The 26326-nt window shown below is 58.6% G+C and carries 20 protein-coding genes; 8 read left to right on the top strand and 12 right to left on the bottom strand.

All coding sequences use genetic code 11. The features are described 5' to 3' along the window. The first annotated feature begins 2 nt into the window (after positions 1-2). A complete protein-coding gene (locus FJW00_RS18540; RefSeq protein WP_140925296.1) occupies positions 3-2966 on the top strand; it encodes a virulence factor SrfB in 2964 nt (987 codons plus the stop codon). Beyond that, positions 2963-5326 carry a virulence factor SrfC family protein gene (locus FJW00_RS18535; protein WP_140925293.1) on the top strand — a complete coding sequence of 788 codons (2364 nt, stop codon included), beginning with the start codon at positions 2963-2965 and terminating at the stop codon, positions 5324-5326. Before FJW00_RS18540 ends, FJW00_RS18535 begins: the two co-directional genes overlap by 4 nt. A gap of 90 nt (positions 5327-5416) precedes the next feature. Here the strand turns inward: FJW00_RS18535 and FJW00_RS18530 are convergent, their stop codons facing one another. From FJW00_RS18530 to FJW00_RS18520, 3 genes are all read right to left on the bottom strand, one after another. Continuing rightward, positions 5417-5680 (bottom strand): barstar family protein, encoded by a 264-nt coding sequence (locus tag FJW00_RS18530; protein WP_140925291.1) that lies wholly within the window; start codon positions 5678-5680, stop codon positions 5417-5419. Continuing rightward, on the bottom strand, positions 5680-6114 hold the full coding sequence (locus FJW00_RS18525; RefSeq protein WP_009090297.1) for a ribonuclease domain-containing protein: 435 nt from the start codon (positions 6112-6114) through the stop codon (positions 5680-5682). Before FJW00_RS18525 ends, FJW00_RS18530 begins: the two co-directional genes overlap by 1 nt. Before the next feature lie 86 nt (positions 6115-6200). Then, positions 6201-6542, bottom strand: coding sequence for a helix-turn-helix domain-containing protein (locus FJW00_RS18520; RefSeq protein WP_009090299.1), 342 nt, complete (start codon positions 6540-6542; stop codon positions 6201-6203). 301 nt (positions 6543-6843) lie between these two features. Between FJW00_RS18520 and FJW00_RS18515 the strand changes: the two genes are divergently transcribed. Further along, on the top strand, positions 6844-7998 hold the full coding sequence (locus FJW00_RS18515) for an efflux RND transporter periplasmic adaptor subunit (protein WP_140925289.1): 1155 nt from the start codon (positions 6844-6846) through the stop codon (positions 7996-7998). 12 nt (positions 7999-8010) lie between these two features. Further along, positions 8011-11163, top strand: a complete 3153-nt coding sequence (oqxB, locus tag FJW00_RS18510) for a multidrug efflux RND transporter permease subunit OqxB (protein WP_140925286.1) — start codon at positions 8011-8013, stop codon at positions 11161-11163. A gap of 144 nt (positions 11164-11307) precedes the next feature. Here the strand turns inward: oqxB and FJW00_RS18505 are convergent, their stop codons facing one another. From FJW00_RS18505 to FJW00_RS18490, 4 genes are all read right to left on the bottom strand, one after another. Continuing rightward, positions 11308-11607 carry a contact-dependent growth inhibition system immunity protein gene (locus FJW00_RS18505; RefSeq protein ID WP_140925284.1) on the bottom strand — a complete coding sequence of 100 codons (300 nt, stop codon included), beginning with the start codon at positions 11605-11607 and terminating at the stop codon, positions 11308-11310. 8 nt (positions 11608-11615) lie between these two features. Next, the gene (locus tag FJW00_RS18500) at positions 11616-12434 is read right to left on the bottom strand and encodes an RNase A-like domain-containing protein (RefSeq protein WP_140925282.1); all 819 of its coding nucleotides are present in this window, start codon (positions 12432-12434) and stop codon (positions 11616-11618) included. Positions 12435-12690: 256 nt separating this feature from the next. Further along, entirely contained in the window at positions 12691-13179 is a 489-nt protein-coding gene (locus FJW00_RS18495; protein ID WP_140925280.1) for an RrF2 family transcriptional regulator, read from the bottom strand. A 207-nt stretch (positions 13180-13386) separates the two neighbouring features. Continuing rightward, complete coding sequence (locus tag FJW00_RS18490; protein ID WP_140925278.1) at positions 13387-14571, bottom strand: MFS transporter; 1185 nt, start codon at positions 14569-14571, stop codon at positions 13387-13389. Positions 14572-14771: 200 nt separating this feature from the next. Here FJW00_RS18490 and tus point away from each other — a divergent pair, with 200 nt between their 5' ends. Next, a complete protein-coding gene (gene tus / locus FJW00_RS18485) occupies positions 14772-15701 on the top strand; it encodes a DNA replication terminus site-binding protein (protein WP_009090311.1) in 930 nt (309 codons plus the stop codon). Between the two features lie 39 nt (positions 15702-15740). Here the strand turns inward: tus and fumC are convergent, their stop codons facing one another. After that, the gene (gene fumC, locus FJW00_RS18480; RefSeq protein WP_009090312.1) at positions 15741-17138 is read right to left on the bottom strand and encodes a class II fumarate hydratase; all 1398 of its coding nucleotides are present in this window, start codon (positions 17136-17138) and stop codon (positions 15741-15743) included. 197 nt (positions 17139-17335) lie between these two features. Here fumC and manA point away from each other — a divergent pair, with 197 nt between their 5' ends. From manA to add, 3 genes are all read left to right on the top strand, one after another. Further along, positions 17336-18511, top strand: a complete 1176-nt coding sequence (manA, locus tag FJW00_RS18475; RefSeq protein WP_140925275.1) for a mannose-6-phosphate isomerase — start codon at positions 17336-17338, stop codon at positions 18509-18511. Positions 18512-18642: 131 nt separating this feature from the next. Further along, positions 18643-20142 (top strand): YdgA family protein, encoded by a 1500-nt coding sequence (locus FJW00_RS18470; RefSeq protein ID WP_140925273.1) that lies wholly within the window; start codon positions 18643-18645, stop codon positions 20140-20142. 189 nt (positions 20143-20331) lie between these two features. Continuing rightward, positions 20332-21327 carry an adenosine deaminase gene (gene add, locus FJW00_RS18465; protein WP_140925271.1) on the top strand — a complete coding sequence of 332 codons (996 nt, stop codon included), beginning with the start codon at positions 20332-20334 and terminating at the stop codon, positions 21325-21327. Positions 21328-21621: 294 nt separating this feature from the next. On the opposite strand, the gene FJW00_RS18460 is transcribed toward add, so the two are convergent. From FJW00_RS18460 to araG, 4 genes are all read right to left on the bottom strand, one after another. Beyond that, a complete protein-coding gene (locus FJW00_RS18460; RefSeq protein ID WP_009090319.1) occupies positions 21622-22668 on the bottom strand; it encodes an oxidoreductase in 1047 nt (348 codons plus the stop codon). A 79-nt stretch (positions 22669-22747) separates the two neighbouring features. Continuing rightward, positions 22748-23665 carry an arabinose operon transcriptional regulator AraC gene (araC, locus tag FJW00_RS18455; RefSeq protein WP_009090320.1) on the bottom strand — a complete coding sequence of 306 codons (918 nt, stop codon included), beginning with the start codon at positions 23663-23665 and terminating at the stop codon, positions 22748-22750. 76 nt (positions 23666-23741) lie between these two features. Then, complete coding sequence (araH, locus tag FJW00_RS18450; protein ID WP_009090322.1) at positions 23742-24725, bottom strand: L-arabinose ABC transporter permease AraH; 984 nt, start codon at positions 24723-24725, stop codon at positions 23742-23744. A 12-nt stretch (positions 24726-24737) separates the two neighbouring features. Beyond that, a complete protein-coding gene (araG, locus tag FJW00_RS18445) occupies positions 24738-26258 on the bottom strand; it encodes an L-arabinose ABC transporter ATP-binding protein AraG (RefSeq protein WP_058958391.1) in 1521 nt (506 codons plus the stop codon). Between the last annotated feature and the right edge of the window lie 68 nt (positions 26259-26326).

Raw genomic sequence — 26326 nt, 5'->3', positions numbered from 1 at the left:
CGATGCTGGCTCCCCTGATCGATGACAAACAAAAAATTTCGCTGATTGAAAACAGCGGCGTGCAGTTCCTGGATTTTGGCCTGCAACTCTCAGATACCCCGGCGCGCCGTCAGTTTGTGCGCCAGACGGCCAACGGCCCGCTGCTGCGCCTGAACGTCGATGGCAACAGCGGAAAGTTCCTGCTCTATCCGGAAGATGGCGGCGCTGCCGAAGTGGTGCGCCCGGAATCTGATATTGCGCTGGCGGACTCCCTGACGCTGCTGTCAGCCTGCTGGCTGCCGCTGCCCATGCTGCGCTGCGCCAGCGGACGTCGTTTTATCGGTGGCCCTGAAAACTGGGCGCGGATGCGTCTGGTTGCCCTGCCCGCACCGGACGCGGCGGGCAATACCCATCGCGTTACCCTTGCTTTTGATACCCGCTGTGTGGCGGAAGAGGATGGCGGCGAGCAGCTGGGCCTTACCCCGGCGGATGCGCAGAATGGGGTCACCTTTGCCCTCGCCTGGCACAATTACGAGCTGGGCGACTTTCTCGATCTGACCTGGGTCGATGGCTGGCTGCGCGAATCCTTTACCGACCGCGTCAGCGACCGCCGCGAGCAGGCGATCAAACAGGCGCTGCGTGAATTTGAGTATCAGGCGCACTACCTGAATCTGCTGGAACTGCTGGGCCAGCAGCTCGACCTCAGCGAGATCCATATTCAGGCCGCCACACTGCAGACCCCGGCAGTCAACGTCGATATCATCCTTGATGTGGGCAACTCCCACACCTGCGGCATCCTGGTGGAAGATCACCCGGAAGAGAGCAACGGCCTGAAGCAGACCTATGAATTGCAGCTGCGCGACCTTTCTCAGCCGCATCAGGTCTACAACGAGCTGTTTGACAGCCGTCTGGAATTTGCCGAAACCCGCTTTGGTAAAGCGAACTTTTCGCTGGAGAGCGGGCGCGAACAGGCGTTTATGTGGCCGTCGCTGACGCGTGTCGGTCGTGAGGCGAGCCGTCTGGCCCTGCAGCGTGCGGGACTGGAGGGCAGCACCGGCCTCTCCAGCCCGCGCCGTTATCTGTGGGATGAGGCACGCTATCAGCCGGGCTGGCGCTTTAACACGCCGGGCGAGCAGGCGGAACCGCTGGCTTATGGTGCCCCCTTTACCACGCTGCTGAACGATGAAGGCCAGCCGCTGTCGACGCTGGCGCCGGACGATCGTCTGCCGGTCTTTTCACCGCACTACAGCCGCAGTTCGCTGATGACCTTTATGCTCTGTGAGCTGCTGGCTCAGGCGCTGATGCAGATGAACAGCGCGGCTCAGCGTCAGCGTATGCCGCAGAGTCACGCGCCGCGTCAGCTGCGCCATGTGATCCTGACGCTGCCGTCCGCGATGCCCAAGCCGGAGCGTGAAATCTTCCGTCGCCGGATGCAGGAGGCGCTGGCGCTGGTCTGGAAAGCCGAAGGCTGGCTCGCGGATGAGGATGACCTGGCACCGGCCGTCCCTCGTCAGAACCCGAAACCTTTGCCGGATGTGCAGATGGAGTGGGATGAAGCCACCTGTGGTCAGATGGTCTGGCTGTTCAATGAGACGCAGGTCAACTTTGCCGGTCGCGCTGAAGACTTTTTCAGCAGCATGGCGCGTCCCGATCGGCCGCGCGATGAGGGCGAACTGCCAGGTAAAAGCCTGCGCATCGCCTCGATTGACATCGGCGGCGGCACCACCGACCTGGCGATTACCCAGTATCGTCTGGATGATGGTCAGGGCAACAACGTTAAAATCACGCCGCGCCTGCTGTTTCGTGAAGGCTTTAAGGTGGCGGGCGATGACATCCTGCTGGATGTGATTCAGCTGTGGATCTTACCGGCGCTGCAGCAGCACCTGCAGAAAGCGGGCCTGACGCTGGCGGAACCGCTGATGAACAAGCTGTTTGGTCACGACAGCCGCATGGACGGTCAGGCCACGCTGCGTCAGCAGGTTACGCTGCAGCTGTTTATTCCGCTGGCGCAGGCGGTGCTGGAACGCTATGAGAACTGGGATCCGCTGGAGAGTCACGCAGAAATCAACGCCCTGTTCGGCGAACTGGTTGAGCAGACGCCTGGCGAGGCGGTGCTCGCCTTTGTCAACGGCGAGATCCAGCGTGAGCTGGGCGGCAACAGCCGCTTTGATCTGCTGCAGGTGCCGCTGGTCGTGAGCCTCGCGCAGCTGCACGGCGAGTTTATGCAGCACCGGATGGCCATCATCCCGGCGCTGCGCTCCATGTGTGAGGTGGTCTCGCTCTACCAGTGCGATGTGCTGCTGCTGACCGGGCGTCCGTCACGCTTCCCTGGCATTCAGGCGCTGGTGCGCCATCTGCAGCCGCTGCCGGGCAGCCGCATTCTGTCACTGGAAGGCTATCACACCAGCGACTGGTATCCGTTCAACAAGCATGGCCGCATCGACAACCCGAAATCGACGGCCGCCGTCGGCGCGATGCTCTGCCTGCTGGCGCTGGATCTTCGCCTCAGCAGCTTCTGGTTCCGCGCGGGCGATTTTGAACCTTACTCGACCATCCGCTATCTGGGTATGCTCGATGAAAACCAGGCCCTGACGGATGAGAATCTCTGCTACAGCGACATTGACCTCGACGATCCCGGCTTTGCGCTGGACCGGAAACGCAGTTTCCGTATCCGGGGTAACGTCTGTCTGGGCTTCCGCCAGCTCGATAACGATCGCTGGCCCGCCTCACCGCTTTACAGCCTGACGCTGAACGACCCGACGCTGGCGCGTAAAGTGGCGGGCGAAAGCGTGCTGCGCATCCGCCTGGCGGTCAAAGCTGGCCCCGGTGCGTCCGGCCCGGAAAACCTGGTGCTGAGCGATGCGCAGCTGGATGATGGCACCCGAGTGCCGCTGGAGCAGTTGAGTCTGAAGCTGAATACCCTGTCGGCGACCGGCAACGCCAATGCGCAATACTGGATTGACAGCGGGAGCGTGTGTAAACGATGAAAGCCCTGAAACCCCGCCAGCCTCAGACGCTGGCAAAACGTCTGGGCCTGTTACAGGACGCCCTGAACAACAGTCTGGAATGGATTGAGAACAGCCGTGAGCAGTCGCCGCGTCTGGCGCTGGAGGCGGAAACGCTGACGCTGCAACTGCGTCAGGCACGCGTGCAGACCCAGGCGCTGGCACAGCAGGTCGCCCGTCCGGTGACGCTGGCCCTGTTTGGTCAGTCGCAGGCCGGCAAAGCCTGGCTGCTTAACGAGATGGTGGCCGATGCACAGGGCCAGCTGGTGACCCGCATGGGCGACAAACAGCTCTACTGGTTCCAGCATGTCAATCCCGGCAACCTGGATTTTGCTACCGCCACCCGCTTCAGCCATCAGCGCGAGCCGCTCTCGACTGAGTGGCCGGTTGAACTGACCCTGCTGAATGACGCGGAAGTTATCCGTCTGATGCTCGCCTGTTCCGCTGCGGGCACACCCGACGTGGCGCAGATCGACAGCGGGCTGCAGCGTCTGCAGCGCCATCGCCTCGCCTCGCCGCTGGCCGGTCTGGACAGTGATGCGCTGGTCACACTCTGGTCTTGGTGCCGTCGCCGTCCGCACTACGATGCGCGCCTGGATCGCCACTTCTGGCCACAGGCGGTCGAGCTGGCGCCCTGGCTGAGCGTCGACGACCGGGTGCAGCTGTTCTCCCTGCTCTGGCCCGCTGAACCGGCGCTGAGCGAGATGCTGCGCACGCTGCTGCATCTGCGCCATCAGCTGCGTAACAGCAGCCGGGTGCTCGCCCCCTTAAGCCTGCTGGTCGATAACGCCCTGCTGCCTGCCGGGCAGCTGATTGTGCCAGCCAGCGAACAGGATCAGCAGCAGCCGGTGGAAGTCTGCCCGCTGAACGGCAACCGCATCGGCAAGGCCCAGCGCGTCCCGCTGGGCCTGCTGGCCCTGCTGACGCTGGAAGTGCTGGTGCCGCTGAGCTCCACGCCGCGCACCGCGCTCTATGATGATGCTGATATGCTGGAGCTGCCTGCGCCCGGTCACGCCAGCGATGTGGCGACCCAGGAAGATCGTCAGCGCCTGCAGCAGCAGGACCCGCTGCGCGCACAGCTGCTGGAACAGAAACGCGCCCTGCTGCCGGGCTTTTATGCCGCGCGACAGGCAATCGATCTGCTGCTGGTCTGCACGGCGGCCAGCCAGCGTCAGGATGCAGATCGGGTCAGCGAAACGCTGCGCGAATGGCAGCGCCAGCAGCCTGCTCAGGAGGCCGCAGAGAAACCGCGCCTCATCTGGGCCATCACCCCCTTCGACGCCCGTCATCAGCAGATTAATGTGGATGAGGCGGTGCAGCGGCAGATGGGACAGCCCGGTCAGCACTGGGGCTCCATGCTGGCCCTGGATCGCGCGGGCGTCGATCGCATGGCGAGCTGGCTGCAGGATGAGATGCAGCCTGACGCCCGCCGCGACATGCTGCTGGCCCAGCTCGCGCAGATTCAGCACACCGTCGTAGAGCGGCGTTTACTGCCGTGGACCGAGGCGGGTGCCAGCCCGGAACAGGCGGCACGCAAGCAGAACATCGCCGACACGCTGCTGAAATGTTTACAGCATCGCACCGGCCTGCATGGCGAGCTTCTGGAGCGTCTGCAGCCGCCGCGCGAAGCACTGCGTCAACTGTGGCTCAATCAGGCGACCCTGCCGGGCAGCAAACCGGCCCATCAGGCGCCGGAGAATCAGTTCGGCATCGGGTTTGAATTTGACCTGTTCAGTGACGCACCCGCTGACGTACCGGCTCAGCCGCGTCAGAGCCTGCACAGCAGCCAGCAGTTTCCGCGCCAGGTGCTTCTGCTGTGGCTGGATCACCTGCGTCAGCTGCCGGAAAACCGCAGCCTGCTGGCGTTACTTAACGTGGATAAGGCGACGATGGAGTGGCTGGTAGAAGAGCTGATCACCGCCGGGTTCCGCACCGATATTGCGCATAAACTGCAGCAGGCGCTGCACGAACCTGACACGCAAAGCGTGACGCACGAATCCCGCGCCGACCGGCAGGTGACGCGGGCGATGACGGTGCTGGGCGATTTTGTGGCCTGGCTCGGCTTTTTACAGCGCCCGGAATCAGAACGTCCCGCCAGCCGCGTCAACCGCGGCCAGGTGATTTTCTCGCGCCCGCCCGCTCCCAGCGTCAGCTTCGGTGCCGGTCAGCGCCTGACCCGACTCTCTGCGGCACCGGCGAATCACACCGCCTATTACATCTACGACTGGCTGGTGGGACTGAATCAGGTGATCGTTGAGAACAACGGCTATACCGGCGGTGGGGATCTGCCGCTGGCGGCCCGCGAGGCTCTGATTGCGCTGCTGAAGCCGCTGCGCACGTAATCGATAATCGGGTGCAGTTCGCCTCTGTGCGGCTGCACCCTGCTTCCCGGCCGACCTGAGTCTGAGACGGCAATAAAAACCGTTGCCGGCTTACTCCACGATCAGGTGCAGTTCGCCTTCCAGCGACTGTGCCGCCTCTTCCAGCAGCGCCAGCACCGGCGCTAAATCAGCCTGATGCGCAGTGTAATGCTGCAACCGCAGTGTGGCAGGTAGCGCCATGCCGCCCGTCAGCCAGTCCCACAACGCATCCAGGTTATGACCAAAGGTCGGCGGGCAGCCGCTCTGCCCGGCAAACTCGCGATAAAAAGCCGCGCGCGTAGTGAGTTCGCGCAGATCAAAGTTCAGTTCAAGCATCAGGGCACCTGCCTGAAGCTGCGGTAGTGATCGGTGGAGAGAAACACCAGCCCGTCAGAGGAGTAGACCAGACGATCGGCGTCGCGATGTCCGCAGCGGTAATTTACATCCGCTTCATACCACTGGCGACCCGCACGCGGGGGCAGCCGCTTTTCGCGGTTAGCAAACCGGTCACCGCCGATGGCCCTGCCAGGCAGAACCTCACACAGGTTACCTTTGGCCGGATTCCAGCCGCGTTGCCGCGCTTCGTTTTTGGTCAGGTAGTAGTCCGGTAACTGCTGATGCTGCAGCACCCAGCGCGCCACGGTGTGGGCATCGGTCAGGGTGGCGATATCGGCCTGAGCCGGCGCAGAAACGGTGTTGAGATAAGGTTTAAGGCCGTAAAAGCAGGCCGCGAGGACGAAGAAAAGTCCAATCCAGAGTTTTTTTGACATGATGGCATCCGTGACGACAGGATGCAGATGATACCAGTTTTGCGCCCGGAGGAAAGCGCGGGCCAGACAGGCTGGCCCTGGCGAAGTTATGCAGCGTGCGAATCACCGCTGTGACGACGCCATGCACCCGGTGCCACGCCATACTGGCGTTTAAAGCTGCGGTTGAAAGACTGCTGAGAGTCAAAGCCCAAAGAAATCGCGACGTTCAGAATCGGTTCATCGGTGCTGGTCAGGCGATCGGCAGACTTTTTCAGCTTCTTCACCCGGATGTACTCACCCAGTGGATAGCCGGTGTGCTCTTTGAACATGCGCTGCAGGTGCCACTTGGAGTAGCCCGCGCGCTCTGAAACGGTATCCAGGTCCAGACGTGCTTCGATGTTGTTATCAATCCAGTCGATTAAATCGTGAATAAAGGCGTCACTCATCATTCCAGTCTCTCCTGTCGCTGTAGCGAAAAGTATTAGTATCAGTTGCAGTTACACTTAAGGGTGGCTGACTATGCCATTTAATGCAAGTTTTATTGGTACATTAAATGCCGCACTTTTTTCAGGGTTTTTCCCGGATTGCTCAGGCTTTCATCGCCCCGTACTAAACCGCACATAAAGTGTATCTGTTATTCTTGCAGTTGCCCGCGACGCAAGCCTACACTCCCTGCGATTAATTGCAATCTTAAAAGTTGCAAATATTGGCCTGCAGGTCGTCTTTTCTATTTATCGCGGAATAACAACAATGATTACGAACCGGGTTCGTCAGGGGTTGACCCTGTCAGGGATGGTCATGTTTATCAGCCTGCTTAGCGGCTGTGATAAGGGTGTGGCGCAGAACGCCCCGCCGCCACCGCCTGAAGTAAGCGCCGCGCCGGTGCTCATCAAGCCGGTGAGCCAGTGGGACAACTTTAATGGTCGCGTTGAAGCGGTGCAGAGCGTACAGCTGCGTCCGCGCGTCTCTGGTTATATCGAGTCAGTGAACTATCGCGAAGGGGATGAGGTTAAAAAAGGTCAGGTGCTCTTCACCATCGACGACCGCAGTTATCGTGCGGCGCTGGAACAGGCCCGGGCGGAGCTGGCCCGGGCGCGCAGCCAGGCGAGTCTGGCGCGCAGCGAATCGGGTCGCAGCGAGAAGCTGATTGGCACCCAGGCGATTTCGCGTGAGGTGTGGGAACAGCGTCGCGCTGCCGCCAGTCAGGCGCAGGCGGATGTACTGGCCGCCGAAGCCGCCGTCGATATGGCGCAGCTGAATCTGGACTTTACCCGCGTCACCGCGCCGATTGACGGTCGCGCCAGCCGCGCCATGATTACCCCCGGCAATCTGGTGACCGCCGGTGACAGCGCCAGTGTATTGACCACGCTGGTGTCGCAGCAGCAGATGTATGTCTATTTCGACGTCGATGAAAACACCTTCCTGCACTATCAGGCGATGGCGCGTCAGGGCCAGCAGCGTCATGCGCTGCCGGTTGAGATTGCGCTGGTCGGCGATCAGGGTTTCCCGCATCAGGGCAAGGTCGATTTCCTGGATAACCAGCTGACCGCCAGCACCGGCACCATTCGTATGCGCGCCCTGCTCGACAATCAGGCGCGTCAGTTTACGCCCGGTCTGTTTGCCCGCGTGCGTTTGCCAGGCAGCGCGCAGTTCGAGGCCATGCTGATCGATGATAAGGCGGTGCTGACCGACCAGGATCGCAAATATGTCTACGTGGTGGATGGGGAAGGCAAAGCTCAGAGGCGCGATATTCAGCCCGGCGCGATGGTGGAAGGTCTGCGTATCGTCAAAGCGGGTCTGCAATCGGGCGACCGGGTGATCGTCGCCGGACTGCAGAAAGTGTTTATGCCCGGCATGCCGGTCACTGCTCAGCAGGTCGCCATGCGTGCGGCAGCCGCTCACTAATTCGAGGCCGCTATGGACTTTTCCCGCTTTTTTATCGACCGGCCTATTTTTGCGGCGGTGCTGTCAATCCTGATCTTCGTGACCGGGGTGATTGCTATCCCGCTGCTGCCGATCAGCGAATATCCCGACGTGGTGCCACCCAGCGTGCAGGTGCGCGCCGAGTATCCCGGTGCTAACCCGAAAGTGATTGCAGATTCCGTGGCGACGCCGCTGGAAGAGGCGATCAACGGCGTCGAAAACATGATGTACATGAAATCTGTGGCCGGTTCTGACGGCGTGCTGGTGACGACCGTCACCTTCCGTCCCGGCACCGATCCCGATCAGGCGCAGGTTCAGGTGCAGAACCGCGTTGCGCAGGCTGAAGCGCGTCTGCCGGAAGATGTGCGGCGTCTGGGTGTCACCACCCAGAAGATGTCGCCGACCCTGACGCTGGTCGTCCACATGTTCTCACCCAACAATACCTACGATTCACTCTACCTGCGTAACTACGCCACCCTGAAGGTGAAAGATGAGCTGGCGCGTCTGCCGGGCGTCGGTCAGATCCAGATTTTTGGCGCGGGCGAATATGCGATGCGCGTCTGGCTGGACCCGAACAAGGTGGCGGCGCGTGGCTTAACCGCCTCAAACGTAGTGACCGCGATGCAGGAGCAGAACGTGCAGGTTTCTGCCGGTCAGCTCGGCGCCGAGCCGCTGAAAAAGCAGAGCGATTTTCTGCTGTCGATCAACACGCAGGGACGGCTGGAGAGCGAACAGCAGTTTGGCGACATTATCCTGAAAACCTCAGAAGATGGTTCGCTGGTGCGCCTGCGTGATGTGGCGCGTATTGAGATGGGGTCCGGCAGTTACGCCCTGCGCTCACAGCTGAACAACAAAGATGCGGTCGGTATCGGTATCTTCCAGGCTCCGGGTGCCAACGCCATCGATCTCTCCAATGCGGTGCGCGCCAAAATGGATGAGCTGGCAACCCGTTTCCCCAATGATGTGAAATGGGCGGCTCCTTACGATCCGACAGTGTTTGTTCGTGACTCGATCAAAGCGGTGGTGCAGACCCTGCTGGAAGCGGTGATCCTGGTGGTGCTGGTCGTCATTCTGTTCCTGCAGACCTGGCGCGCCTCCATCATTCCCCTGCTGGCGGTGCCGGTGTCGGTGGTCGGAACATTCAGCGTGCTCTATCTGCTCGGCTTCTCGCTCAATACCCTGAGCCTGTTCGGGCTGGTGCTGGCGATAGGGATCGTGGTGGATGACGCCATTGTGGTGGTGGAGAACGTTGAGCGTAACATCGAGATGGGCCTGTCGCCGCGCGCGGCAGCCCATCAGGCGATGCGTGAGGTCTCCGGCCCGATTATCGCCATTGCGCTGGTGCTCTGTGCCGTATTTGTGCCGATGGCGTTCCTCTCCGGCGTGACCGGGCAGTTCTATAAGCAGTTCGCCACCACTATCGCGATCTCCACGGTCATCTCCGCCATTAACTCCCTGACGCTCTCTCCGGCGCTGGCGGCGATGCTGCTGAAAGATCACCACGCGCCGAAAGACCGGCTGACGCGGATTATTGATGCGCTGTTTGGCTGGCTGTTCCGGCCCTTCAACCGCTTCTTCCAGCGCAGCGCACATGGCTATGAGTCGCTGGTTGGCCGGACGCTGCGTCGGCGTGGCGCTGTGTTCGCGGTTTACCTGCTGCTGCTGGCCGGTGCCGGATTTATGTTCCACACCGTGCCGGGCGGCTTTATTCCGACTCAGGATAAGCTCTACCTGATTGGTGGCGTGAAGATGCCGGAAGGCTCCTCGCTGGCGCGCACCGATGAAGTGATCCGTAAGATGAGCGAAATCGGCATGCAGACCGAAGGCGTCGCCTATGCGGTGGCGTTCCCCGGCCTGAATGCCCTGCAGTTCACCAATACGCCTAACAGCGGCACGGTGTTCTTCGGCCTGAAACCGTTCAGCGAGCGTAAGCACACCGCGGCGGAGATCAACGCGGAGATCAATGCGAAGATTGCCCAAATCCAGCAGGGCTTTGGCTTCTCGATTATGCCACCGCCGATTCTGGGGCTGGGTCAGGGCTCAGGCTATTCGCTCTATGTGCAGGACCGCGCGGGTCTGGGTTACGGTGCGTTGCAGACGGCGATTAATACGCTATCGGGCAGCATCATGCAGACGCCGGGGATGCACTTCCCTATCTCCTCCTACCAGGCCAATGTGCCACAGCTGGATGTGCAGGTGGATCGGGATAAAGCCAAAGCGCAGGGGGTGTCACTGACGGCGCTGTTCAGCACGCTGCAGACCTATCTCGGCTCCTCCTACGTGAATGACTTTAACCGCTTTGGCCGCACCTGGCGGGTGATGGCGCAGGCCGACGGCGAATTCCGCGACAGCGTCGAGGATATCGCTAACCTGCGCACCCGCAACGACCGCGGAGAGATGGTGCCGATTGGCAGCATGGTCAACATCACCACCACCTACGGCCCCGATCCGGTGATCCGTTACAACGGCTACCCGGCGGCCGATCTGATTGGCGATGCCGATCCGCGCGTGCTCTCTTCAGCGCAGGCGATGCGTCAGCTGGAAACGATGTCCGGTCAGCTGTTACCTAACGGCATGAACATCGAATGGACCGACCTGAGTTATCAGCAGTCAACGCAGGGCAATACCGCACTGATTGTCTTCCCGATGGCGGTACTGCTGGCCTTCCTGGTGCTGGCCGCGCTGTATGAGAGCTGGACGCTGCCGCTGGCGGTGATTCTGATTGTGCCGATGACCCTGCTCTCTGCTCTGTTTGGCGTCTGGCTGACCGGTGGAGATAATAACGTGTTTGTTCAGGTCGGACTGGTGGTGCTGATGGGGCTGGCCTGTAAGAACGCGATACTGATTGTCGAGTTTGCGCGCGAGCTGGAGATTCAGGGCAAAGGCATTGTAGAGGCGGCGCTGGAAGCCTGTCGTCTGCGTCTGCGTCCGATTGTGATGACCTCCATCGCCTTTATCGCCGGTACGGTGCCGCTGATTCTGGGTGAAGGCGCGGGCGCAGAGGTGCGCGGCGTGACCGGTATTACCGTCTTCTCCGGGATGCTCGGCGTGACGCTGTTCGGCCTGTTCCTGACCCCGGTGTTCTACGTCGCCCTACGTAAGCTGGTGACGCGCCGGTCAGGTGATGCCGAAACCGTGACGGCGTAAACCCTCAATGTTAAAAGGGGCGATCGGATGATCGCCCCTTTTTTTGTCCGTCATTCACAGACCAGTGCAGCACTGCCACACGAATCAACGCTGCCCTGATACCAGGCAAAAGCTCCGGTTAACGTCATGAAACGCCGTTTACCTTTAACGTTGAAGTCTTGCACTCAGATAATTTTTTATCTTTTCCAGGAAGCTTCGTTCGGTTTCTCCCCAGGGTTCAGGATTGAACTCTCCCTGGCTGATGGATTCAAACGTCTCAGTAAGTGATTGTTCATTCAGCGACAGCAAGTACTCTGCCTCCAGACATACTTTTCCCGCTGTTTTTGGGTTCTCAGTTTCTAAATAACTGTCCAGCACTTCTTCGACCGTTTCCCCAAACAAATCATAATCCTGACCAAAAAACACCCGAATGAGGGTTCCAATATTTTTATAGCTTGTATTCATTGATAGCCTCAAAAGGAAGGATATGCAGTCAGAAGATAATAGGGTTTGCCGTTAAACATTTTACGGTGCAAAACAATCCTGACAGCATAAGCTTCCAGACGGGTTGTACTACTCTGCCTGAAACCATAACCGACTACGGTCCGGGCCTGCCAGGTTAATTCCAGTATGCTTTCGCTTTTGGCTGCAGCCCAATACATGATCTTCCAGCGGTTCGCTTTCAAGCCAGCGCTGATGAATCGTTCTGCTTGCTCTATATTAACAAACGAGCTCGCAAGAGGTGTCTTTGGACTTCGTGCAAGACGTGCGAGTAAATCTGCTTCAGGAATGTTTACATGCTTAGCGATAGTATGTCCGCCAGCCTTAATACCTCTGACGGCTTCATGCTCCGCCAGCTTTAACTTACCGAATCGGACAGAGGCGACGCGTGCTGCGCCGGCAGCAAACGCAAACGCCATAGGTACGGAAATATCTACAGTTAAACCTATATTCATTGCAGTCTTATCATCAGCGCCAAGCTTTTGAGCCGTCGCTGATGCAACCTGGAAAGTTGCTGTACGCGTATTTCTGCCAGTCAGTATCTGATTAGCAGCCGCATTAATACTATCAAGGCTGTGTGCACCAACAACAACACATGCCGCTTTTGTCAATCCAGATGGATCTGGCGCGATACACAGCGCGGTTGCTCCGGTTAATTCCAGCGTTCCTAATGCAAGATTCAGCCCACCATACAATCGGTTACTGAGCGTTTCTCCTTCAGTTACCGTTTTATCCGAAATAACAGCGGTGAGCTGAACCGGGGACATCATGATTTTTATGCCATCATCCATAATGAAACCTCATTTGACCATTAGATACACAGCCAGATTGTATCGATCTTTCAGGTTTCAGATCCAACCAAAGTCAGAAAACATATTGACATAAAACTATTCATAAATGATTTCGGATGACGGGTAAAAATAATATTTCATAATTTTCATAATCTTAAATTATTGATCGTGAAGAACGGTGTCAGGCAGAGAGCTATCAGCTTTAAGTGTTTTTGAGGCAGGCATCACTATTTACTGGCATAAAAAAAGCCGCTCATCAGCGGCTTTTTTTGCAGAGATCGTCAATCTCTTCGGGTTCCGGTACGGCGGTGCAGTTGCTGGTATCGCGCTTTTTCAGCTCATTCAGCGCATCGGCGACGGTGCGTTTTGCCAGCACATCCAGTGACGCCTGCTCGGCTTCATCGGCTATCGATTTAAAGTACCAGCAGAGGTTAGCACTGACCAGACAGCGCGGAGCGACGTCGGGACGCGCAGCCCAGATTTTTTTATCCTCAATGACGGAGACATAGATATCCTTGAGGGTAATCTCCGCAGCCGGACGGCCCAGATGAATCGAGCCGGTACGGCCCAGCGTGGAGACGATAATGCCATCACGGGTCAGCGGGACCATCAATTTTCGTATGAAACTGGGATTCGCTTCCAGCCCGTAGGCCAGAATCGCGCTGGTAGAGCGTTTTCCCATTTGCTCCGCCATCGCTACGCTCAGAACCATTTGCAAAGCTGTCGGGAAGCGGTAATCAAGCATTTATTTATCCTGAGTTGCGGTGCATCTTCTTGTTTTATTGCCGCATAAATGAACAATCAATGAGCAATAAATATAACAAACACTGTTGCTTTTTTGAAGCAAACCGGCAGTCACAAGGCACGTATTCACCAAAGGCAGAGGCCCGATAGCACAAGCTGCTTAGCCTGTTCACTGCCCTGTTCCGGCGGAATCTGGAGCCGGACGCCTTCACGCAGAACGGGGCGATGCCGCCGGTAATTGCTGCTTCAGCGCTATCACCAGTACCACGTTAAAGATTGCCAGGCCGCAAAGCAACCACAGCGTCGCCGTTGCGCCCATGCTTTCAAAGACATATCCGCCAATCAGCGGCGTCATTGCCTGCCCCATCAATGCCGGGCGCGCCATCTTACCCATCACAATGGCGTAAGACTCTGGTTTGACCATCGCCAGCGGTAAAGTTCCACGCACGATGGCACGTAGGCCATTTCCTGCGCCATAAAGCACCATACTCAGCAGCGCCATCTGCGGCATTAATGCCAGCAACAGCAGGCCCAGCGCCACCAGCCCGACAGAAAAAAAGGCGGTACGGATAGGATGGCTGCGTTTAAAAGCGACATCGACAATACGGGAGCCCACCTGACACGGGCCGATCACGGCGCTGATCGCCAGCGCCGAAGCCAGCGTGTGACCACTCGCCTGCAACAGCGTAATAAGCTGCACTGAAACGGCGGTCATGATCACTGAAGCCAGAGTAAAAATGGCGCAGAGCAGCCAGAACAGCGCTGGCGCGATCTCTGCCGTAGCTGGCTGCGCCGGACGCTTTTTTAATGACCGGGTGAGATGACCGGCAGGCAAGGCAAACAGATAAGCAGGCAGCACGCACGCCACCATCAGCGCAGCAACGATCAGCGAGGCGTCACGCCAGCCAAAACCGTGGATAAGCAGAGCCGTTCCCGGCCAGGCCAGCGTGGTGCAGAAACCGGAAATCAGCGTGATGCCGGTAATGGCAGCCCGAGCCTGACCGCCATAGCAGGTGCCCAGCGTGGCAAACAGTGCATCATACAGGCCCATCGCCATACCCACGCCGATAATGACCCAGGCAAACAGAAACAGTGGCAACGCGTGGCTGAGCGCCATGATGACCAGCCCCACCGCCATCACCAGCCCACTGAGTGCCAGCAGGAGACGGCCACCGGTACGGGCTATTATTCTGCCTGCCAGCGGTGACAGCAGGCCCGACACCAGAATCCCGAGCGACAGCGCACCGTAAATCCACTGCTGGGACCAGCCTGTCTCAGCCGCGATGGGATTTGCCATCACCGCCATCAGGTAGAACGAGCCTCCCCAGGAAAGTATCTGTACACAGCCCAGGGTAAAAATGGCGGCGATGCCCGGTTTAATGTTCTGATTCACATCGACTCTCTTCGTTAGCAGGCAAACCGTTTTATATCATGTTCCGCAGGCAGCCTGCATGCATCACGCACTTCTGACCTGATGACTGGCAGCCCGCACGTTTTTGTATAGCAGATTTAAAGTATGTTGTAACTATAAAGCGCTTGCAACTGCCGCTGGCTTCTGCCACATTGTGGACGTTGTAACTATGGAGGCTCATCATGACGCGCTACGACTTAGTGGCTGATATGCATCAATGTGTTAACGACCTGGAGCAGGCGCTGGGTGAACTGCGGGAGCAGATTGAAGCGCAGCCGCTGCTGATCGCCCGCGTTTTCAGCCTGCCGCCGGTGGTGAAAGGTCGCGAGCATGACGCGATAACCCGCATTGCCGTTGAGCAGCATCTGGGCGACAGCGCGCGGAAGATGGCGCTCGACCACTACTGCCGCCTCTTTATGCAGCATCAGTCAGAGCAACTGAGTACCAAGGCCGCCGTGCGTCTGCCCGGTGCCCTCTGCATTGAATGCGATGCAGAACGGGAAGCGGAGATCGGCGCGCTGGTCGATCTCATTAACCAGCTGAAAGCCCGGCTGGAGCAGCTGATTACGGTGGAGTCCGGCCTGCCGAGTGAAGCGCGATTCGAGTTCGTTCACCAGCATCTGCGCGGGCTGATTACCCTCAATGCCTATCGCACCATCACCCTGCTCAGCGCCCCGGACAGTCTGCGGTTTGGCTGGGCCAACAAACACATCATCAAAAATCTTAAGCGCGAAGAGGTCATTGCCCAGCTGGAAAAAAGCCTCAAGGCGGGACGCGCCCAGGCCCCGTGGTCGCGCGAACAATGGGCTGAGAAAGTGCAGGAGGAGCTGGCCAGCGTGCGCGCCCTGCCCGCATCAGCCCGCCTGAAGATCAAGCGTCCGGTGAAAGTCCAGCCGGTGGCGCGCGTCTGGCGCGCAGAGGAGAAAAAGCAGACTCAGCTGGCCTGCCCGTCACCGATTCTGGTGATCTGCCGCGATCGCAGTCAGGTTCCGGTACTGGGCGAGTTGCTCAACTATGACGCCGATAACATTACCTATCGTCATAAACCGGCCGCTGAGCCGCTCAATCTGCTGATCCCCCGGCTGCACCTCTGGGTTGACTGCCCGGTTTAACAGAGAGGCCGGAACGAACCGGCCTCATCGCGCATCACGTTACGACTTCATGCTGCCAACCATCTCTTCCGGCCGCACCCAGGCGTCAAACTCCTCTTCGGTGAGATAGCCGAGCTTCAGCGCTGAGCCCTTCAGAGTCAGCCCCTCTTTATGCGCCTTTTTGGCAATTTCGGCCGCTTTGTCATACCCGATATGGGTATTGAGCGCGGTCACCAGCATCAGTGACTCGTTGAGCAGCTGATCGATTCGCTCGCGCACCGGTTCAATGCCGATCGCACAGTGATGGTTGAAGCTGTCCATGCCATCCGCCAGCAGGCGAATCGACTGCAGGAAGTTATGGATAACCATCGGACGGAAAACGTTCAGCTCGAAGTTACCGGATGCGCCGCCCATGTTGATCGCGACGTCATTGCCCATCACCTGACAGCAGAGCATGGTCATCGCTTCACACTGCGTCGGGTTCACTTTGCCCGGCATGATTGAGCTGCCAGGTTCATTTTCCGGAATAGCGATTTCCCCGATGCCGCAGCGCGGGCCGGATGAGAGCCAGCGAACGTCGTTGGCGATTTTCATCAGGGACGCGGCCAGACCTTTCAGCGCGCCGTGCGCATGCACCAGCGCATCACAGGTGGCCAGTGCCTCAAACTTGTTAGGGGCCGTGACAAACGGCTGCTGCGTCAGCTCGGCCAGCGCCTTCGCCACGCGCACCGCATATTCCGGGTGCGTGTTGAGGCCGGTGCCGACGGCGGTTCCGCCCAGCGCCAGCTCTGCCACGTGAGGAATGCTCTGCTCGATATGCTTCAGGTTGTGCTCCAGCATCGCTACCCAGCCCGAGATCTCCTGCCCCAGGGTCAGCGGCGTGGCATCCTGCAGATGGGTACGGCCAATCTTAACGATATCTTTGAAGGCGTCGGACTTCTGGCTCAGGGTAGCTTTCAGCACGTGGATCTGCGGGATCAGTTGTTCACGCAGGGCGATCACGGCGGCAACGTGCATGGCGGTCGGGAAAACGTCGTTGGAGCTCTGGCTCTTGTTCACATCATCATTGGGATGGACCAGGCGCGACATCCCCCGCTCCCCGCCGAGGATCTCACTGGCGCGGTTCGCCAGCACTTCATTCATGTTCATATTGGTCTGGGTGCCGGACCCGGTCTGCCAGATTGCCAGCGGGAACTCATCACCATGTTTGTCAGCCAGTACCTCATCTGCCGCGCTGACAATCGCGTCTGCGCGGTCAGCAGGCAGCAGCCCCAGATCCCGGTTAACGCTCGCCGCGGCGCGCTTGGTCAGCGCCAGAGCATGAACCAGTGCCGTCGGCATCTTTTCTGTTGAAATGCGAAAGTGTTCCAGCGAGCGCTGCGTCTGCGCGCCCCACAGTTTGTCTGCCGGTACGTCGATGGGACCCATTGAATCTTTCTCAATGCGGTTGGCTGCCATGAATACGTCTCCTTAGCTTTGGTTTTAAAAATGACCGCCCGGCCGCGCTTCGCGTCTGGCACCAGGGCGTTCAGGATAGTAATACACAATAATTTAACATTATCAGAGCTTAGCGTCCTTTTGCGCTGGATATGTATTTTCACTGCCAGTTTCTGCTTTAATACCGGCAATTATTCTCCGTGAGAAAGAGTTAAACGATGCAAAAAATGAACAACTCGCTGCAGAATTATGCGTGGGGCAGTAAAACTGCGCTGACGGCGCTCTACGGTATCGCGAATCCGGAGGGTCTGCCGATGGCGGAACTCTGGATGGGTGCACACCCGAAAAGTCCCTCTGCCGTTATGGATCAGGGCCGCGAACGTTCGCTGCGCGACGTGATTGATGCTGCGCCTGACGCCATGCTGGGCGAGGCGGTGGCACAGCGTTTTGGTGAGTTACCCTTCCTGTTCAAAATGCTGTGCGCCGACCAGCCGCTCTCCATTCAGGTTCATCCCAGCAAACACGCCGCGGAAGCGGGCTTTGCCCGTGAGAACGCGGCGGGTATTCCACTGACGGCCGCCGAGCGCAATTACAAAGATGCTAACCATAAGCCGGAGCTGGTCTATGCGCTGACCCCGTTTCAGGCGATGAACGGTTTTCGTCCCATGACGGAGATGGTTTCCCTGCTGGAGCCTGTGGCGGGCGCACATCCGCAGATTGCCCACTTCCTGCAGCATCCCGACAGGGAGACGCTGGCCACCCTCTTCCGGACGCTGCTCTCTCTGGAGGGGGACGCCAAATCGCTGGCGCTGGGCGTGCTGAAATCCGCACTTGACGCTCAACAGGGTGAGCCCTGGCAGACCATCCGCGTTATCGCGGCGGAATACCCGGACGACAGCGGACTGTTTTCCCCGCTGCTGCTGAATGTGATTACCCTGCAGCCGGGCGAAGCGATGTTCCTCTATGCCGAAACTCCGCATGCCTATCTTAACGGCGTGGCGCTGGAGGTGATGGCGAACTCGGATAACGTTTTACGCGCCGGGTTGACCCCGAAATATATCGATATTGCTGAGCTGATGGCGAACCTGAAATTTGAGGAGAAGCCTGCCAGCGCGCTACTGACCCAGCCGGTCCAGCAGGGTAACGCGCTGTGCTTCCCAATCCCGGTGGAAGATTTTGCCTTTGCCATTCATACCCTGAATGCAGAACCGCAGCCGCTGGCGCAGCAGAGCGCCGCGGTGCTGTTCTGTATTGAAGGTCAGGCCGTGATCGCCAGCGAGGCGCAGCAGCTGACCCTGAAGCCGGGCGAATCATGCTTTATTGCGGCCAGCGAATCGCCGGTTACGGTCGCCGGGACAGGCCGGCTGGCACGGGTATTTAACGAGTTAGGGTGAAGCGGCTGACGGCATCGCGGTTAACTGCTATTATTTCAATCTATTAGCGCTAAACGCCTGCGGGCGTTTTTCTTCGGTCGTCGGGGTTAACCTGCGGCATAAGCGGACTCAAGGATAAGGACGAATCAGCAATGAAAAAGACCAATGTTGCCGTAGGTGTCATCATCGCACTGGGCGTGATCTGGACAGGCGCGGCATGGTTCACCGGCAAGCAAATCGAAAGTCACAGGGATGAGCTGGTACAGAATGCCAATGCTCAGCTGAATGCTTATGCCCCAAACAGCCGACTGAAGATCAGCTATCAGGATTACCAGCGCGGCGTGTTCAGCAGTAAAGTAAACCTGGTGGTGCAGGCTGACTCGCAGACGGAAGATAATCCCCTGCTGAAGCCGGGTCAGAGCGTTATCCTGAATGAAACCATCGACCATGGCCCCTTCCCGTTCGCTCAGCTTAAGCACTTCAATCTGATCCCGAGCATGGCGTCGGTTCATACCGAACTGGCTAACACCGATGCGGTGAAGAAGCTGTTTGAGCTGACCGGCAATAAGTCGCTGATTAATGCAGATACCCGCATTGGCTACAGCGGTGCTACCGATACGGCGCTGCGCATACTGCCCGTGGATTATCAGAATGCACAAACCGGTGAGCGTCTGGCGACCAATGGCGGAACCTTTAATGTCAGTGCGGACAATAAAGGCGATAAAGTCTCGCTGGACAGTGACGTCGATAGCCTGGCACTGACCACTAAAAATGAGATGGGCCAGCCGGTTCTGTTTATCGTCAATGGACTGAAACTGAGCGGGAATACGCACCTCAGCCCGGAAGGCGTGCGGATCGGTGACCAGGCGGTGGATATTGAGAAGGTCAATGCCAGCATCAACGGTCAGGACGCTCTGACGCTTCACAAAATGAAAGGCAGCTCCTCTTTCGATAACAGCAACGGCAAGATTGGCGGCAATATCGATTATAAAGTGGAAAGCGTGCAGCTCCAGAAGCAGGACTTTGGTCAGGCGGCGCTGAAGATGAAGCTGTCACAGTTTGATGCGCAGGCGGTGAAAGCCTTCTCCGATCGTTACAATGCGCAGATGCAGACGTTGCTGAATCAGCCGGGGATTACCGAGGACCCGATGCGTTATCAGGCGGGCGTCCATCAGATTCTGATGAGCAATCTGCCCCTGCTGCTGAAGGGCTCGCCCTCTGTCAGCATCGCGCCATTGAGCTGGAAAAATGATAAAGGCGAGAGCACCTTTAACCTGACGGCGAATTTCAACGATCCGTCGACTGTGACCGGCGAAGCGCAGAGTCTCAGCGCGATGGTGGATCGGGTGCTGAAAACCCTGGACAGCAAGCTGACCATCAATATGCCAATGGCGACCGAAACCATGCATAAAGTGGGTCTGGCCGAAGGTTATCAGGCGGATGACGCACAGAAGCTGGCCGATCAGCAGGTGAAAGGTCTGGCAGCCATGGGGCAGATGTTCCGTCTTACTCAGCAGCAGGATAACAATATCGTGACCAGCCTGCAGTACGCTAACGGCCAGGTGAACATGAACGGCGATAAGATGACGCTGGAACAGTTCCTGTCCCGCTATATGCTGGGCATGCCAACCAGCGAAGGGATGCCACAGTAATTTTCTGAGCCCCTCTCAGGCGACCTTCGGGTCGCCTTTTTTATGCCTGAAGGCCCAGGCCCCCTCGTTTAAAACCGGTAGTGCGTAATTAAGCAGCATCCGGCACCGCTGTTGCGCAAATAACTGGCGTGGTTGCGCAAGATATTTTTATAATGCTCTGCACTTCACCGACAACTCAGCGAGTGCGCCATGATCGATTCTAAAATTCCTCTGACTGACATTCATCGCCACCTTGATGGCAACATTCGTGCACAAACCATTCTCGATTTAGGCCGCCAGTTTAACCTTGCCCTGCCCGCCTCAACGCTGGAGACCCTGCGCCCGCATGTGCAGGTTGGCGAGAATGAACCCGATCTGGTGAGCTTTCTGCAAAAGCTCGACTGGGGCGTGAAAGTGCTGGGCGACCTGGACGCCTGCCGCCGGATTGCGCAGGAAAATGTGGAAGATGCAGCCCGTGCGGGCATTCATTATGCCGAACTGCGCTTCTCGCCAGGCTATATGGCGATGACCCACAATCTGCCGATTGCCGGCGTGGTTGAAGCGGTGATCGACGGCGTGCGTGCCGGCCGTCAGCAGCATGATGTTGATGTGCGCCTGATTGGCATCATGAGCCGCACCTTTGGCGAAGAGGCCTGCCTGAGTGAACTGGATGGTCTGCTGGCCCATCGCGATCACATCACGGCGGTCGATCTGGCGGGTGATGAGCTGGGCTTTCCGGGCAGTGAGTTTCTGAGCCACTTTAATCAGGCGCGCGACGCCGGTTTCCGCGTCACGGTGCATGCCGGTGAAGCGGCCGGCCCGGAGAGCATCTGGCAGGCGATTCGGGAGCTGGGCGCGGAGCGTATCGGCCACGGCGTGAAAGCCATTGAAGATCGCGCGCTGATGGATTTCCTCGCGGAGCATCATATCGGCATTGAATCCTGCCTGACCTCCAACATTCAGACCAGCACCGTGTCGTCACTGGCACAGCATCCGCTGAAAACCTTCCTGGAGCATGGCATTCTGGCGACCATCAACACCGATGACCCGGCGGTTCAGGGGATTGAACTCGCCCACGAGTATTATCATGCCGCCCCGGCAGCGGGACTGAGCACCGCACAGATCCGTCAGGCGCAGGAAAACGGTCTGACGATTGCGTTCCTCAGCGAAGCAGAGAAAGCGGCTATCCGCGCCCGCGTGCAGTAATCTGCCTGTAAGCCATAAATAACCGGCCGGTAATCCGGCCCGTTATTTTGCTGCCATCCCTCCACTCCCGGAAAATATGACAAACACGCACAGGCTTAACGCGCAGGAAACAGGGGCAGAGGAGGAAAGCGTCCCGCGCCAGGACGGCGCGGGCCGAGCGAGCCAGGGATGGCGGCTTTTGCGACTTTCCGATCTGACCCTGTTCCCTGCGCTGTCTTGATCTCACAGTTGCTCCCGCTAACAAAACGGGCCGGAAATCCGGCCCGTTTTCAGTGCTGCGTCACACGCTGCGGATCAGACGCGCTTCAGCGACATCGTCTGGCGCTTCTCGGCGGATTGCAGACCCAGTTCGATCAACTCCATCACCTGAATCGCCTCTTCCGCGGTGACCGGATTGTTTCCGCGTCCGGCGATCGCATCCCGGATGCCCGCATAATAGGCCGGATAATTTCCCGGCTGAGTCAGCTGGGTGGTTTCCGTCAGAGCATCGCCCTCAACCAGCGTCAGGGTGCCATCGCGCATGTCATAACCCCAATCCTCCTGTGGCGGGAAGTTCCCCGACTTCAGACGATCTTCCTGCGGGTCCAGACCATATTTGATGTAACTGCCTTGCGTGCCGTGGACGGTATAGCGGGCGGATTCCGCTGCCACCAGCATGCTGGCGTGTAACACCACCCGACGCTGCGGATAGGTCAGCGTGGCGTGGAAGTAGTCTGTGGTCTGCGCGCCCGGACGCATCTCCGCCAGGTCAACGTTGATGGCGACCGGCGGACCAAACAGCTGCAGCGCCTGATCCAGCAGGTGTGGTCCCAGGTCATACCAGATGCCGCTGCCTGCGCCTTTCATTTCGCGCCAGCGGTTGCGCACTTCAAGACGGAAGCGGTCAAAGTGTGACTCGAAGTAGCGCACCTCGCCCAGCGTGCCTGCCTCCAGCAGGGATTTCAGCGTCAGAAAGTCGCTGTCCCAGCGGCGGTTGTGAAACACGGAGAGCAGCAGCCCTTTGGCTTTCGCCAGCGCATCCAGCTCACGCGCCTGTGACAACGTCACGGTAAAGGGCTTATCGACGACGACATGCTTACCGGCATTCAGCGCCGCTTTCGCCAGTGGAAAATGCGTGTCGTTCGGGGTAGGAATCACAATTAACTGCAAGGTCGGGTCGTCCAGCAGCGCCTGAGGATCGGACACGACCTGAACGGCGGGCCAGTCGGCGTGGACTTTGCTGGCGTCGCTACTGGAGATGGCGGCCAGCTCAACGTCCGGCGTTCCCGCGATCAGCGGGGCGTGAAACGTTTTACTGGCAAAGCCGTAGCCGATCAGACCAACACGTAATTTATCGCTCATTTTGGTTCCTCGTTGTCGCTAACCTGATTGATTTAAGACCATTAACCAGGTGAGAACAAGGCGGAATTCCCCGAAAAAACTAAGAGATAGCACTTCGGGCCAGCGGCCAGGCGGTCTGGGCGGCCAGACTGTCGTGTGCATCCTGATTGCGGCGGCGGAAATCGCTGGGACTGACGCCGACCCGCTTGCGAAATACCCGGGAGAAGTAAAGCTGGTCGTCGTAGCCCACTTCACGGCCAACCGAAGCGATTGGCTCCTGGGTGGTCTGCAGCAGCAGTTTTGCACGGATGACCCGCTGATCTTCACGCCAGCGCAGCAGGTTAACGCCCATCTGCTCGCGGAACAGGTGCGCCAGCCGCGACGGTGACAGACAGACGTGGCGCGCCACCTCCTCTATCCTGACCTCGCTGGCGAGATGGTTGGTGACATACTGGCAGGCTTCAATGACGCGCGGATCGCGGATTAACTGATGGCTGCGCGGATCTTCTTCTACCGCACGCAGCAGCAGCCGTTCCAGCAGGTTCATCGCCAGCTCTTCAGCAAAGCGGCGGCCGGAGTTATGTGTCTGTTCGATACTGGCAAACAGGCGGTCGAACTCACCGCGCAGCGATTCCGGCAGCAGCAGGCGGCCGACGCCCTCCTGCTCATCCTGCCAGCGCAGCCAGTCGTGCCAGTAGGCGCGAGGACGGAAATAGACCCAGCGATGGAACCACTGCGGGCTGTCCGGTGCGCGGCCATAATAGTGGGCGGTCTTAGGCTGAAACAGCAGCATTTCGCCGGGCTCGCAGTCAAAGGCCCGCTCGCCATCAAACACCCGCCCTTTTCCTTTAATGGTGAGATTCAGAATGTAACCTTTCATGCCGTGCGGGCGATCGATAAAGAAGTCGAGCGGTCCTTCTGCGGTGATGGGCGTCAGCCCTGCCACCAGCCAGGCATTGAATGAATAGCCGGGCAACAGGGGGTTTTGCTGCCCGGCCGGTAATTCGCGGTGATACATAGCGTCCTCACTCAGTCTGTTATTGTTCAGATAGCCCGCAGAGATGTCAGCGTCTGCGGGCCAACGGCTCGCGCAATCAGGCTTTTTTCTGTTTGTAACGGTCGAATATCACCGCAGCTAACAGTATCAGACCGCGCACCACATACTGTGAGAATGGCGAGATATTCAGTAAATTCATCGCATTCTCAACGGTGCCGAGGATCAGGACGCCCGCCACCACGTAGGAGATTTTACCGATGCCGCCCTTCAGCGATACGCCACCCAGAACACAGGCGGAGATCACCACCAGCTCATAGCCGATGGAGGTCATGGGCTGGCCGCTGGTCATACGCGATGCCAGGATGATGCCCGCCGCCGCCGACACCAGGCCGGAGAGAACAAAGATGATGATGCGGGTCCGCACTACCGGCACACCCGCCAGCCGCGCCGCCTCTTCATTGCCACCGATCGCCAGGGTGTTGCGACCAAAGGTGGTTTTGTTGAGCAGGAAGCCGAAGATCAGCATCGTGGCCAGGGTCAGCCAGATCGGGGCCGGCACGCCAAACCAGTTCGCAAAGCCCAGTTCAAAGAAGCGCTCATCTTCAATGCCGACCGCCTTGCCGTCAGAGAAGATGTAGGCCAGACCGCGCACGATCTGCATGGTGGCCAGCGTGGTGATCAGCGCATTGATTTTAAGACGGGCAATCACAAAACCGTTGATAAAGCCGGTGATCATGCCGAGCACCAGACCAGCGGCAACGCCAATCCACAGGCTTTCGGTCATGTTGATCACCACCGCGGTAACCACACCTGCGCAGGCGATCACCGAGGCGACCGAGAGATCAAAATCGCCGGAAGCCAGGCAGAAGAGCATGCCGCAGGCGACCATGCCCGACATCGACATCGCCAGGCCCAGGCCTTTCATATTGATAAACGAACCGAAGTTCGGCACAAAGATCGCACAGACAATAAACAGCAGTGCAAATACCACCAGCATGCCGAAGTTGTCCCAGATGCGACCTAACTGCAGGCCGCCGCGTGATGCAGGCTGCGGCGTATTTGAGGTCGTGGATGAAGCCATGATGATCTCCTGTCAGGCCACGGCGGCCGCTTGAGTGGTTTTGGGCATGGCCAGGCTCAGCGTCTGCTGCTCCGTGGCGTCGTCGTGCAGCAGTTCACCGGCGATAGCACCTTCGCGCATCACCACAATCCGGTCAGCCAGGCCCATCACCTCCGGCAGGTCACTGGAGGCGAACAGCACCGCAATGCCCCGGTTCGCCAGCTGATAAATCAGGTTGTAGATTTCATGCTTGGCGCCGACATCGATACCGCGCGTCGGCTCATCGAGCAGGATCACTTTCATCTCCTCCGAGAGCCAGCGCCCCAGGATCGCCTTCTGCTGGTTGCCGCCGGAAAGGTTCATGATCAGCTGATCGGCGCTGGGCGTTTTAATGTTGAGTGAGCGGATATGGCTGTCGGCGTTTTTGCTTTCCCAGCCATTTTTAATCAGGCATCCGGCGGTCAGGTTGTGGCGACGGGCGCTGATGTTGATGTTGTCACGCACCGAGTGCACCGGGATGATGCCTTCGGCTTTGCGATCTTCCGGACAGAGCATGATCCCCGCACGGATGGCGTCGATCGGCTCGCGCAGCGGCAGCGGTTTGCCGTCCAGAATCACCTGACCACCGCGCAGACGGGTGCCGCCAAACAAGCCTTTCAGCAGTTCGCTGCGTCCCGCGCCGACCAGACCAAACAGCCCGACAATTTCCCCGGCATGGACTTTCAGTGAAATCGGCGTCCGCACGCCCTTCGCTTCGACACGATCCAGCTCCAGCCGCACCGCACCCACAGGCCGTGGCGCATAGCCATAGATATCGCCGAGGTTACGGCCCACCATCGCCTGCACCAGATCGTCGTGATGGGTATTGGCCATATCCGTAAAGGTGCGCACATACCGGCCATCTTTGAAGACGGTGATGGCGTCGCTGAGGGCAAAAATTTCCTCCATGCGATGCGACACATAGAGCACCACCCGGCCCTCCTGGCGGAGCTGGCGGATGACGCGGAACAGGTTGTCGATTTCACGCGCCGACAGTGAACTGGTCGGCTCATCAAAGGCGATAATGCGCGCGTTGCGCGCCAGCGCTTTGGCAATCTCCACCATCTGCCACTGTCCCAGCGACAGATATTTCAGCGGCATATCAGGGTCGATATCCATGCCGAGATTTTTCAGTTGCAGGCCGGCTTCATAACGCATCAGCCGGCGGTTGACCAGCCCATGTTTGTGCGGGATCTGACCGAGATAGATGTTCTCCGCCACGCTCATTTCCGGCACCAGATGGAGCTCCTGGTAAATAATGGCCACGCCCGCATCCAGCGCATCGGTGGTACGCTGAAAGTTCATCGGCTGGCCTTTGATCCGAATCTCACCGCCGCTCGGCTGATAACTGCCGCTGAGTATTTTTAACAGCGTCGATTTGCCTGCGCCGTTCTCGCCCATCAGCGCATGGACTTCACCGCCCCGGCAGTCGAAGGAGATATCCTGCAGCGCTTTCACGCCAGGAAAGGTTTTACTGATGCCATGAAACGACAGAAAAGCTGAATCAGTGTTCATGTTTATCCTCACTCTTGCACGTCGCCGGCCTGTGCGGGCGGGCGACGTGAAGCAGGCTATGCAGGATG

The organism is Pantoea anthophila (genome assembly GCF_006494375.1).
Lineage (GTDB): Bacteria > Pseudomonadota > Gammaproteobacteria > Enterobacterales > Enterobacteriaceae > Pantoea > Pantoea anthophila.
This window is presented reverse-complemented; position numbering and strand designations above follow the sequence as displayed.